Raw genomic sequence first — 12168 nt, 5'->3', positions numbered from 1 at the left:
TGGCTCATTGCGCACGTATGGCGCACTTATAGTTACCCTGCTTGTTCCACGATCACGAACGCGACCGCATACTCTTCTTCATCGCTGATCGTCACTTGCGCGCTCAGCCGGTTTTTCTCCATGAACTCCGCCAGCACGCCGCTGCAGACGATCATCGGCTTGCCGCTGGGGTGATTCAGCATCTGCGCGGCAGGCCACGTCATCGGCATGCGCAAGCCCAGGCCGATGGCCTTGGAAAACGCCTCCTTGGCCGCAAAGCGCGTGGCCAGGAAGCGCACGCCGCGCACGGCGTTTTTCGCGCTGCGGGCGCGGAATTTCTCCAGCTCCTGCGGCCCCAGTATTTTCTGCGCGAAACGCTCGCCATGGCGCGCCAGCGCCGCCTCGATGCGCGGAATCTTGCAGATATCGGTACCGATGCCGTAGATCATGCTGCGCTCCCTGGTCAGGCCCTGTGGCCCAGGCGCGTGGCCACCATGATGGCCTTCATTTCGCGCACGGCGTTTTCCCAGCCGACAAACACCGCATGCGCGACGATGGCGTGGCCGATGTTCAGTTCAGTAATATCGGGAATGGCAGCAATCGCCTGCACATTGGTGTAATGCAAGCCGTGGCCCGCATTGACCTTCAAGCCGCGGCCCACGCCGAACAGCACGCCCGCCTTGATGCGTTCCAGCTCGGCCAACTGCTCGGCGCCTGCCGTATCGGCGTAGCGGCCCGTGTGCAGCTCGATCACGGGCGCACCGAGTTCGGCAGCGGCGGCGATCTGTTGCTCGTCCGCATCGATGAACAGGCTCACGCGGATGCCCTCGCCCTGCAATTGCTGGACCGCCGATTGCACTTCCTTGAAGTAGCGCACCACGTCCAGCCCCCCTTCGGTCGTCACTTCCGTGCGTTTTTCCGGTACCAGGCAGACGTCGGCAGGCTTGATGCGGCAGGCGAAATCGATCATTTCCTGCGTCACGGCCGCTTCCAGGTTCATGCGCGTGAGCAATTGCGGCGCGATGGCGATCACGTCCGCATCCTTGATGTGGCGGCGGTCTTCGCGCAAATGCAGGGTGATGGCGTCGGCGCCCGCCTGCTCGGCCAGCAGGGCCGCGCGGATCGGGTCCGGATAGGCGGTGCCGCGCGCATTGCGCAGGGTGGCCACGTGGTCGATATTGACGCCCAGGTCGATGACGGGGCCGGAAGGCTGCAAAAAGCTCATAGTGATGGTATCCGTAAAGTGCTGTTGTGCGGCAAACCGCCGCTACAGCTGCATTAAATCGATCAGTATCTGGCGCGTGTTCAAGGTGGCGCCCCCCAGTTGATGGGCCAGCAAAAAGCGCATCAGCAGCTTGCTTTGCGCCTGCGTGGCCACATCGAGATAATCTTCGCGCTCCATGTCGAGCAGGGTCTTGCCCGTGATCTTCGGCCAGGCATCGGCCGCGCGCGCCGGGCGCGGTCCCCGTTCCGGGTCGACCACGTAGACCTGCCCCGCCTCGACGGCCTGGCGCGTGCCCGTGCAGCGCGTCAGGTCGGCCGCCACGCCCGTTTCCTTGAGCAGGGCACGCTCGAACTTGCGCAGCACGATGGGTGGCGGCTCATTGTGCGCCAGCTGATTCAAGGTAGCAACGTAGTGGTCGAACAGGACGGGATGCGGGTCGTCGCGCGCCAGCAGTTTGACCAGCAATTCGTTCAGATAAAAGCCGCACAGCAGGGCCGTCTTTTCCAGCGGCAACATGCCGCCCACCCATTCGGCGCCAGTCAAGATGCGCAGCTCGGATTTGCCCGTCCAGCCCGCCTGCAGCGGTTGAAACGTCTGCAGCACGCCGCGCAACTGCGAATGGGGCCGCTTGGCGCCCTTGGCGACGAGCGCGATGCGGCCGTATTCGCGTGTAAACACGTCGACGATGAGGCTGGTTTCTTTATGCGGGTAGCTGTGCAGCACGAAGGCTGGCTGGCCCGTGATGCGGCCGTCGCGCGCGGGCGGACGGCTGCGCCGGGGGGCTGCCGAGGTGGGCGCTGCGGAAGGTGCGGCTGGCGGCGCGATGGCCACCGGCGCGGGGACAGGTGCAGATGCAGCAGATGCAGCAGGCGAGGCTGGCGCGATGTCAGGCTGCGCTGGCGTGGTGGTGCTCATGCGTGTAGCGTCGCCCCCGGGTTGCGGATTACTCGTAGCCGTAGGCGCGCAAGCCCGCCTCGTTGTCGGCCCAGCCCGACTTGACCTTGATCCAGATTTCCAGGTACACGGGGCCGCCGAACAGCTTTTCCATGTCCAGGCGGGCCTGGGTGGAGACTTCCTTCAGGCGCGCGCCCTTGTTGCCGATGACCATGGATTTATGCGTATCGCGCTCGACCAGGATGGCGGCGAACACGCGGCGCAGATCGCCTTCCTGCTCGAACTTCTCGATCAGCACGGTGCTCGTGTACGGCAGTTCGTCACCGACGAAGCGGAAGAGTTTTTCGCGCACGATTTCCGAGGCGAGGAATTTTTCGCTGCGATCCGTGATGTCGTCCGGGCCAAAAATCGGCTGGTTTTCCGGCAAGAAGCGCTTGATTTCGTTCTGCAAGCCTTCCAGCTGGAAATGCAGCTTGGCCGAGACGGGCACGATGGCGGCAAAGTCGCGCATGGCGGCGATCTTTTGCGCGAACGGCAACAATACGGCCTTGTCCTTGACGCGGTCGGATTTGTTGATGACCAGGATGCATGGCACTTCCTTCGGCAGCAGGTCCATCACTTGCTGGTCGGCCGGGCCGAAGGTGCCCGCCTCGATGACGTACAAAATCACGTCCGAGGAAATCAGGGTGTTCGTGACGGTCTTGTTCAACGTCTTGTTCAGCGCGTTCGAGTGGCGCGTCTGGAAGCCAGGCGTGTCGACGTAGATGAATTGCGCGTCCGGCACCGTCTGGATGCCCGTGATGCGGTGGCGCGTGGTTTGCGCCTTGCGCGAAGTGATGCTGACCTTCGCGCCGATCAGCACGTTCATCAGGGTCGATTTGCCCACGTTGGGGCGGCCCACGATGGCGATATAGCCACAGCGGAAGTTGTCGGGCATTTTGGTGGCTGTCATGCTAGTGTCGATTCTGTTTAGTGTGAGCGGCGATCGCCGGGGCTGCAGGAGCTTGCGCGTCGTCGCTCTGGATGGTGGCAATGCCGGCCAGCTTGAGCTGGGCGGCGCGCGGTTTGGGCTTGCGGCTGGCGGCAGGCGATTTCAACAGTGCCTGCTCGGCCACGTCCAGCGCCAGTTTGGCGGCGGCTTGCTCACCGGCGCGGCGGCTTCCGCCACGGCCGTAGACCTGGATATTCAATTTCGGCACCAGGCATTCGATTTCGAATTCCTGGCTGTGGGCGGCGCCATGGGTGGCCACCACGTTGTACTGTGGCAGCGAAATTTTCTTGCTTTGCAAAAACTCCTGCAGCAGGGTCTTGGCATCCTTGCCCAGGGTTTGCGGATCGACCGAGTCGAGGATGGGGATGTAGAAGGCGCGGATCACCGTGCTGGCCGCGTCAAAACCCGTATCGAGGAAAATCGCGCCCAGCAAGGCTTCCAAGGTATCGGCAAGGATCGAGGGACGGCGGAAACCGCCCGATTTGAGCTCGCCTTCACCGAGGCGCAGGAATTGCGACAATTCCAGCTTTTGCGCGATTTCATACAGCGACTGCTGTTTCACCAAATTCGCGCGCAGGCGCGACAGGTCGCCCTCGTCGATGGTCTTGAAGCGTTCATACAGGATGGAAGCGACCACGCAGTTGAGAATGGAGTCGCCGAGGAATTCCAGCCGCTCATTATGCAAACTGCTGTGGCTACGATGCGTCAAGGCTTGCTGCAACAGGCCAGCATCCTGGAACGTATAGCCTAAACGGGTTTGCAATAGCTGAAGATTCATTGTTGTTTCTGTGTCATCTGAGTAATTCGGCTGGCCGCCGCGCGGGGAGTCGGCGCGGCAGCCATAGGAGCGGCCTAGTGGATGCCGCCCACGCGTTTCGGGTTGCTGAAGTTCATCCACACCAGGAAAGCCTTGCCGACGATGTTCTCGTTCGGCACGAAGCCCCAGTAGCGGCTGTCCGCGCTATTGTCGCGGTTATCGCCCATCATGAAGTAATTGCCTTGTGGCACCACACACGTAAAACCATCTTCGTTGTAGTTGCACGCATCCTTGTGCGGGAAATCCTTCACTTCGCGCAAGTTCAACGTAGGAGCAGGCTCGTCGTTGAGGATGCGGTGGCTCACGCCCGTCAGATTTTCTTCCAGCTGCTTGTGGTACACCGTGCTTTCGTCATCGAGGTAGTCGTCCAGCGGGGTGTACTGCACTTCCTTGCCGTTGACCGTCAAGCGCTTGTTTTCATAGGTGATTTTATCACCGGGCACACCGATCACGCGCTTGATGTAGTCTTGCGACATATCTTTCGGATACTTGAACACCATCACGTCGCCGCGCTGCGGATCGTTGACTTCAATGATGCGCTTGTTGATGATCGGCAAACGGATGCCATAGGTGAACTTGTTGACCAGGATCAGATCGCCCACCAGCAAGGTCGGCACCATCGAGCTCGACGGGATCTTGAAGGGCTCGTACAGGAACGAGCGCAGGCAGAACACCAGGGCGATGACGGGGAAGAAGCTGCCCGAATACTCGACCCAGGTCGGCTGGCGCAGCAGCGCCGCCTCGATGGTGGCGCGGCTGCCGCCCGCATCGGACTTGATGCCCTCGGCGGCCAACTTGGACTGGCGCGCATCGAACTCGGCCAGGGCAAGGTCGGCCGCCTTGCGGCGCTGCTTGGACAGATAAAACACATCCAGGCACCAGACCAGGCCCGTCAACACCATCAGCACGAACAGGATTAAAGCGAAATTTCCTAAAATCACTTGCAGGTTCATTGATCAACCATCCACTTGTAAAATTGCCAGGAATGCCTCTTGCGGGATCTCCACGGAACCCACTTGCTTCATGCGTTTCTTACCCGCTTTTTGTTTTTCCAGCAATTTTTTCTTGCGGCTGATATCGCCGCCATAGCACTTGGCCAGCACGTTCTTGCGCAAGGCTTTGACGTTCTCGCGCGAAATGATGTTCGCGCCGATGGTCGCCTGGATGGCCACGTCGAACATCTGACGCGGGATCAGTTCACGCATCTTGGCGGCCACCTGGCGGCCACGGTACTGGCTGTTCGAACGGTGGACGATGATGGCCAGCGCATCGACTTTTTCGCTGTTGATCAGCATGTCGACCTTGACCACGTCGGCCGCGCGGTATTCCTTGAACTCGTAATCCATCGAGGCATAGCCGCGCGACGTCGATTTCAGGCGATCGAAGAAGTCCAGCACGATCTCGGCCATCGGCATTTCGTAGACCAGCTTGACCTGGCGGCCGTGGTAGCTCATGTCCATCTGGATGCCGCGCTTGCCGATACACAGGGTAATCACGGAGCCCACGTATTCCTGCGGCATGTACAGATTGACCGTGACGATAGGCTCGCGCACTTCCTCGATGCGCGACGGATCGGGCATCTTCGATGGATTGTCGACGTTGATCATGGTGCCGTCGCGCTGGATCACTTCGTACACCACGGTGGGCGCCGTGGTGATCAGGTCCATGTCGAATTCGCGCTCGAGGCGTTCCTGCACGATTTCCATGTGCAGCAAGCCCAGGAAGCCGCAGCGGAAGCCGAAGCCCAGCGCCTGCGACACTTCCGGCTCGTACATCAGGGCCGCGTCGTTCAGTTTCAGCTTTTCCAGCGAGTCGCGCAGCGCGTCGTACTGGTTCGCTTCGACCGGGAACAGGCCGGCGAACACTTGCGGCTGCACTTCCTTGAAGCCGGGCAATGGCGCGGCGGCAGGACGGCTGACCAGGGTGACGGTGTCGCCCACTTTCGCCGCTTTCAATTCCTTGATGCCGGCGATGATGAAGCCCACCTGGCCTGCCGACAATTGCGGCAGCGATTGCGAACGGGGCGAAAATACGCCGATGTCTTCCACCAACTGCACCGAATCGGTGGCCATCAGGCGGATCTTGTCTTTCGGCTTCAGGGTGCCGTTGACCACGCGCACCAGCATCACTACGCCCACATAGGCGTCATACCAGGAGTCGACGATCAGCGCCTGCAGCGGCGCATCGGGGTCGCCCTTCGGTGGCGGCACCTTGACGATCAGTTGTTCAAGCACGTCCAGCACGCCGAGGCCCGTCTTGGCCGAGCAATGCACGGCGTCGGCCGCGTCGATGCCGATCACGTCTTCGATCTCGGCAATGGCGTTCGGTGGGTCCGCGTTCGGCAAGTCGATCTTGTTCAGGACGGGCACCACTTCCACGCCCAGGTCCAGCGCCGTGTAGCAGTTGGCGACCGTTTGCGCTTCCACGCCTTGCGATGCGTCCACCACCAGCAGCGCGCCTTCGCAGGCCGACAGCGAGCGCGACACTTCATAGCTGAAGTCGACGTGGCCTGGCGTATCGATCAGGTTCAGGTTGTAGATCTGGCCATTGCGCGCCTTGTAGTGCAGGGCCGCCGTTTGCGCCTTGATGGTAATGCCGCGCTCGCGCTCCAGATCCATCGAATCGAGCACCTGCGCCTCCATCTCGCGGTCGGACAAGCCGCCGCACAATTGAATGATGCGGTCAGCCAGGGTCGATTTACCGTGGTCAATATGGGCGATGATGGAGAAGTTGCGTATGTTATTCATTAACTAATATATGTGCGAGTGACAACACTGCTTTAACAGGAATCAAGGGGATCATGTCCGGGCCAAACAGGGCCGAAACCAGGCGCCCCACTCATGATGAAAAAAGCGCTCCGAGCAGGACATCTGCATGCCCAGGCGAGCGCTTTTGAAGCGACAGAAGCTGCTGCCTCGGACAGTAGCTTTTTCGACCTCCCCATTTTACCGGATTTCAGAGCGGAAAGCCCGTCTTTCAGAGGCCGGCAGCGGGCAAGCCGACATTTTCAGCTGTTTTTGGCACCAGAATGGTGCAATGCAGTGTCAACGTTGTCGTTTAGACTATAACAGACAGCGCCGCACGGCCGCCTCGTCCAGAAAATAATGGCATAGCTCGGGTTGCGCCAGGTCGCCAAACAGCACCGGCACCAGCTCATCGAAACGCGCCAGCAGCGATGTGTCGGGCGACGTATCGATATCGATCACCTCGACCGTGAAGGGAGTGGCGGGCGGCTGCAGCAGGAGCAAGGCGTCGAGCATGTCTTGGCAAAGGTGGCAGTAACTGCGGGAATAGAGGGTGAAGTGCATGGCGAGCAGGATACCGCATCCCGGCTGTGGCCGGAATGCGGGATGATCACATAGTTACTTCGCCGACGGACGCAGCGAAACGAATTGCGCCACGTCGCCACGGCGCACCAGCACGGCCGACGACTTCTTCGGATCGAGCTTGGCCACCAGGGCATTGAACTGCTTGGCGTCTTTCACGGCAACGTTGTTCAACTGCAAGATCACATCGCCAGGCTGCAGGCCGGCCAGGGCCGCCACGCCATCGGCATCGTCGACCAGCACGCCCGCGTCGATCTTCAGTTCCTGCTTCTTCGCGGCCGGCACGTCGCTCACTTTCAGGCCCAGTGCATTGACGGCTTGCGCTTCCGGCTCCTTGGCGCCCTTCTTCGCCGTTTTCTCGCTTTCCAGCTCGACGACGGTGACGGGAATGTCCTGCTGCGCGCCCTTGCGCCAGACGGTGACCGTGGACTTGCCGTTGACGGCGGCGCCGCCTACCAGGCGCGGCAGGTCGGACGAACGCTCGATCTGCGCGCCATTGAACTTCAGGATGATGTCGCCCGGCTTGATGCCCGCCTTGTCGGCCGGGCCGCCCTCTTCCACCATCGACACTTGCGCGCCCTTGGCGTTGGGCAAGCCCAGCGATTGCGCCACATCCTTGCTCACTTCGCCGATCTGCACGCCGATACGGCCGCGCACCACTTTACCCGTCTTTTTCAGCTGCTCGCCCACGCGCATGGCTTCATCGATGGGCACGGCAAACGAAATGCCATTGTAGGCGCCGGACAAGGTGGCGATCTGCGAATTGATGCCGATCACTTCGCCGCGCATATTGATCAGGGGACCGCCCGAGTTGCCAGGATTGACGGCCACGTCGCTCTGAATCAGTGGCAAGTAGTCGCCCGTGTCGCGGGACTTGGCGGAAATAATGCCGGCCGTCACCGTGTTTTCCAGGTTGAATGGCGAGCCGATGGCGATCACCCACTCGCCCACGCGGATCTTGTTCGAGTCGCCGATGGTCAAGCGCGGCAGGTTGGCGCCCTCGATTTTCAGCAGAGCCACGTCGGTGCGGGCGTCAGCGCCGATGACCTTGGCCTTGAATTCGCGCTTGTCCGTCAGGGTCACATAGACTTCATCGGCGCCGTCGACCACGTGGGCATTGCTCAGCACGTAGCCATCCGCCGAAATGATGAAGCCGGAACCGACACCGCGCTGCACTTCCTGCTCCTGCGGCACGGCGCGACGGCCGCCACGCGGTCCCTGCTGGCGCGGCGTGGGCATGGCGCCGCCAAAGAAGCGGCGCAGGAATTCCTGCATTTCCTGCTCATCCTGGCCGCCCGCGCCGGGCGCAGCCATCTTCAGGCGCTCGGTGGTGCGGATATTTACCACGGCCGGGCCTACGGCGTCGACCAGGTCGGAGAAATCAGGCAGTTTCACGGCCGGCACGGCGGCCTGCGCCTGTGGCGCCAGGCCCAGCACGGTCGGGGCGAAAAAGACGCCAGCCGTACCGAACAATAAGGCGGAAAGCGTCTTCACTGAAAATGACTTGCTGGCGGCACATATGTTTTTTTTCATGGAAAGGATCTTTTCGAGTATATAAACGGATCAAAACGCGGATCGGCGATTGCCTGCGTGCATGATTGGCCGTGATGACGGCATCCCGGGGGAAAACACACCTGGCAGCGCGCATGGCAGCAACAATATATCGCAAAAGCAAGATATTGCCTGCACACAGTGTCAATCGTAGCGAAGTCCCGTGTCAAGAGGGCCAGGAGCAGCTTAAGAGCCTATCCCAGTAGATGAATACATCCCCTGCTGGCGCCCCTCAGAAGCGGGGACGGCGTTGCTCGTCGTCGCGTGGCTCGCCACGCGTCCTCCTCACGCCTTGTCCGCGCTCCTGATGAACTGCCAGCAGAAGACGCTCCCTACTGGGATAGGCTCTAAGTATCAAGACCCGCCGGCATAAGATGCCGCGGATGCGGCAGCGCTAGCGTTGCCCCAGCGGCCCCGCCTCCAGCGGCTCGGCAGCGCCCGGCGGCACGATGGGCAGCAAGGGCTCCGCGCGGATAAGCGGCTCGTCAGGCGCCGCCTCGGCGGCCAGCCGGCTGGCCAGGCGCGCGTCGAATTGGGCACTCAGGGCATGGCCGCACTGCTCCGAGCGCAGCACGTCGCCGATCAGGCGATAGGCATCCCAGGCTTGCCGCCCCTCATCCGTGTCGAGGGCGGCAAAAGCCAGTTCGAGTTCGCTCGCCGCCAGCTCGCCATCGGCCAGGGCGGAAATCGTCTCGTGCAATCGTGTATGGGTATCCATGATGGGTCCTGCCATTTCAAGAGGGTCGGTGCGAAACCGAACGCAGCCATGCCAAGCTCATACTCCCCAGATTACCAGCGCTTGTCAATCGGCATATCCAACAACGGTTTCAATTTCTCTGCGATCACTTCGCGCGCGCGAAAAATGCGGCTGCGCACGGTGCCGATGGGGCACGCCATGATCTCCGAGATCTCTTCATAGCTGAGGCCCTCGATCTCGCGCAGCACGATGGCCGTGCGCAGCTCGATGGGCAGCACCTCCATGGCCGCGTTGACGGTGGCGGCAATCTGCTTGCTGGCCAGCACCGATTCGGGCGTATTGTTGTCACGCAATTTATTGCCATCATCGAAGGACTCCGCCTGCTCGGCGTCGGCATCGCTGGATGTGGCGGCGCGCCGCCCCTGCGTGACGAGATAATTCTTGGCCGTATTGATGCCGATGCGATACAACCAGGTATAAAAGGCGGCATCGCCGCGAAAATGGCGCAGCGCCCGGTATGCCTTGATAAAGGTTTCCTGCACCACATCTTCGGCCTCCGCCGGGTCATGCACAAGTCGCGATACCAGGCGCATCAAGCGGCGCTGATATTTCGATACCAGCACATCGAATGCCCGTTTGTCGCCAGCCTGCACCCGCTCGACCAGTAACTGATCATACTCGCGCTCTGTCCTCACGCCCGATGCCCCTGTTCGCATGCAGCGTGGGCGCCTGTATGGATATAGAGTTGGCCCGCTGCAAGAAGTTCAGTGTTCGCCCCACTTTTATTCTTCCCCGCTGCGCGCCGCGATGGCCCGGCACGCCACAGCCAGCGGACGGAAGGCGGCGCAAGCGCTGCCTCGCTGCGCCAGCACCTGCGTGCGCCGCCCCGCAACATCGGCCAGGCACAGCACCAGCAGCGATGGCCACAGGGTCGAGCCCGGCAACAGGCGCAGCACTGGCGGCACCAACGGCCCCGCGCTGGACGGCGCCCCGCCATGCTCCAGATATACCGCCAGCCGCAACTGGCCGACCGGCGAAATATCAAGCACCTGCGGCTTTCTGCGCTGGCACAGCAAAGCCAGCAAAAACACGCCGCCAGTCGCACTCGCCAGTGCCCCGGGCCAGCCCAGCGCATAGCCGCCCACCGGCGGGGCGGGGCCGAGGCCAGAGCCAGACAGGGCCGCAACGTGCCACGCGCCGCTCAAGGGCCAGGCGGCCAGCAGCGCGCACAGCGCCAGTAGCGCTTGCAGCAGGCGCAAACAGACAGGCGTGCGAATGACAGCCGCTACCGCGATCGACATATTGCCAACTCAAAGGGAAAAACATCAGGCGCGCCGGCACCATGCCGGGCAAATTCAGGCACCAACGAACGTTGGCACCGAATCAGCGCTCACTACGATTTGACCGTAGTGAGCGCTTGAAAGTTCCTGCTTATTTCGCTTTACCGAAAATCAGCGTGCCATTCGTTCCGCCGAAGCCGAACGAATTCTTCACTGCATAATCGATCTTCATGTCCCGCGCCGTGTTGGCACAGAAATCGAGATCGCAAGCGGGATCCTGGTTGAAGATGTTGATGGTCGGTGGCGACACCTGATGGTGCAATGCCAGGACCGTAAACACCGCTTCCAGACCGCCCGCGCCGCCCAGCAAATGGCCCGTCATCGACTTCGTCGAGTTGACGACCATATGCTTGGCATGCTCGCCGAAGGTGCGTTTGATGCCCATCACTTCCGCCACGTCGCCTTGCGGAGTCGACGTGCCGTGCGCGTTCAGGTACTGAATCTGATCCGGATTCAAGCCTGCGTTGTTGAGGGCCGCGATCACCGACTTGCTGCCGCCGCTACCATCTTCCAGCGGCGAGGTCATGTGATAAGCATCTGCGCTCATCCCGAAACCATGCACTTCGGCATAGATCTTGGCACCACGGGCCACCGCGTGCTCGTACTCTTCCAGCACCATGACACCAGCACCCTCGCCCAGCACGAAGCCGTCGCGGTCGGTATCCCACGGACGCGATGCCGTTGCCGGATCGTCGTTGCGGGTCGACAAGGCACGTGCCGAAGCGAAACCGCCCAGGCCCAGCGGCGACACGGTCGATTCCGCACCGCCGGCAATCATGACGTCGGCATCGCCGTACTCGATCATGCGCGCGGCAGCGCCAATGCTGTGCAAACCGGTGGTACACGCCGTCACGATCGCCAGGTTCGGGCCCTTCAGACCATATTTGATCGAAAGATTGCCAGAAATCATGTTAATGATCGAGGCAGGCACGAAAAATGGCGAGATACGGCGCGGACCGCGCTTTTCGTACTCGGATTTGGTTTCCTCGATCAGCGGCAAGCCACCGATACCGGAACCGATGATCACACCGATGCGCTCGGCGTTTTCCTCGGTCACTTCCAGACCGGAGTCCTGCATCGCCTGGATGCCTGCAGCCATGCCGTAATGGATAAAGGTATCCATGTGGCGGGCTTCCTTACCGGAGATGTACTCTTCGATATTGAAACCTTTGACTTCACCGGCAAAATGCGTGGTGAAGGGCAATGCATCAAACTTGGTAATCGTGGCAATGCCGGATTTACCTTCGGTAATTGCGCTCCACGCCTCGGCAATAGTATTGCCGACAGGTGAAACACAGCCCAGGCCGGTTACAACAACACGACGGTTTTTAGAACGGCTCAAGCGATT

The 12168-nt window shown here is 61.2% G+C and carries 13 protein-coding genes; all 13 read right to left on the bottom strand.

Annotated features, from left to right (window positions below; all coding sequences use genetic code 11):
* Window positions 1-32: 32 nt before the first annotated feature.
* The 13 genes from acpS to fabF all read right to left on the bottom strand — a co-directional run bounded on the left by acpS (window position 33) and on the right by fabF (window position 12162).
* Window positions 33-428: a holo-ACP synthase gene (acpS, locus tag ACP7DW_RS15240; RefSeq protein ID WP_426055370.1), complete on the bottom strand. Its 396-nt coding sequence runs from the start codon at window positions 426-428 to the stop codon at window positions 33-35.
* Window positions 429-442: 14 nt separating this feature from the next.
* Window positions 443-1204, bottom strand: coding sequence for a pyridoxine 5'-phosphate synthase (gene pdxJ / locus ACP7DW_RS15235; RefSeq protein ID WP_426055371.1), 762 nt, complete (start codon window positions 1202-1204; stop codon window positions 443-445).
* A 42-nt stretch (window positions 1205-1246) separates the two neighbouring features.
* Window positions 1247-2119 carry a DNA repair protein RecO gene (gene recO, locus ACP7DW_RS15230; protein ID WP_426055372.1) on the bottom strand — a complete coding sequence of 291 codons (873 nt, stop codon included), beginning with the start codon at window positions 2117-2119 and terminating at the stop codon, window positions 1247-1249.
* A gap of 28 nt (window positions 2120-2147) precedes the next feature.
* The gene (gene era, locus ACP7DW_RS15225; protein WP_096236430.1) at window positions 2148-3050 is read right to left on the bottom strand and encodes a GTPase Era; all 903 of its coding nucleotides are present in this window, start codon (window positions 3048-3050) and stop codon (window positions 2148-2150) included.
* A 1-nt stretch (window position 3051) separates the two neighbouring features.
* Entirely contained in the window at window positions 3052-3867 is an 816-nt protein-coding gene (gene rnc, locus ACP7DW_RS15220) for a ribonuclease III (protein ID WP_086140332.1), read from the bottom strand.
* 74 nt (window positions 3868-3941) lie between these two features.
* The gene (lepB, locus tag ACP7DW_RS15215) at window positions 3942-4859 is read right to left on the bottom strand and encodes a signal peptidase I (RefSeq protein WP_298405917.1); all 918 of its coding nucleotides are present in this window, start codon (window positions 4857-4859) and stop codon (window positions 3942-3944) included.
* A gap of 3 nt (window positions 4860-4862) precedes the next feature.
* A complete protein-coding gene (lepA, locus tag ACP7DW_RS15210) occupies window positions 4863-6653 on the bottom strand; it encodes a translation elongation factor 4 (protein ID WP_071076485.1) in 1791 nt (596 codons plus the stop codon).
* A 315-nt stretch (window positions 6654-6968) separates the two neighbouring features.
* Window positions 6969-7214 carry a glutaredoxin family protein gene (locus ACP7DW_RS15205; protein WP_426055373.1) on the bottom strand — a complete coding sequence of 82 codons (246 nt, stop codon included), beginning with the start codon at window positions 7212-7214 and terminating at the stop codon, window positions 6969-6971.
* Between the two features lie 54 nt (window positions 7215-7268).
* Window positions 7269-8765 carry a DegQ family serine endoprotease gene (locus ACP7DW_RS15200; protein WP_426055374.1) on the bottom strand — a complete coding sequence of 499 codons (1497 nt, stop codon included), beginning with the start codon at window positions 8763-8765 and terminating at the stop codon, window positions 7269-7271.
* A gap of 412 nt (window positions 8766-9177) precedes the next feature.
* Window positions 9178-9501: an RseA family anti-sigma factor gene (locus ACP7DW_RS15195; protein WP_426055375.1), complete on the bottom strand. Its 324-nt coding sequence runs from the start codon at window positions 9499-9501 to the stop codon at window positions 9178-9180.
* A gap of 71 nt (window positions 9502-9572) precedes the next feature.
* Window positions 9573-10196: an RNA polymerase sigma factor RpoE gene (gene rpoE / locus ACP7DW_RS15190; protein WP_071076481.1), complete on the bottom strand. Its 624-nt coding sequence runs from the start codon at window positions 10194-10196 to the stop codon at window positions 9573-9575.
* Between the two features lie 66 nt (window positions 10197-10262).
* Window positions 10263-10781, bottom strand: a complete 519-nt coding sequence (locus ACP7DW_RS15185; protein ID WP_426055376.1) for a hypothetical protein — start codon at window positions 10779-10781, stop codon at window positions 10263-10265.
* A 130-nt stretch (window positions 10782-10911) separates the two neighbouring features.
* The gene (fabF, locus tag ACP7DW_RS15180) at window positions 10912-12162 is read right to left on the bottom strand and encodes a beta-ketoacyl-ACP synthase II (RefSeq protein WP_099763134.1); all 1251 of its coding nucleotides are present in this window, start codon (window positions 12160-12162) and stop codon (window positions 10912-10914) included.
* Window positions 12163-12168 lie beyond the last annotated feature (6 nt).

It is taken from the genome of Janthinobacterium sp. PSRC1-1 (assembly GCF_049897525.1).
In the GTDB taxonomy this organism is placed as follows: Bacteria; Pseudomonadota; Gammaproteobacteria; order Burkholderiales; family Burkholderiaceae_D; genus Janthinobacterium; species Janthinobacterium tructae.
This window is presented reverse-complemented; position numbering and strand designations above follow the sequence as displayed.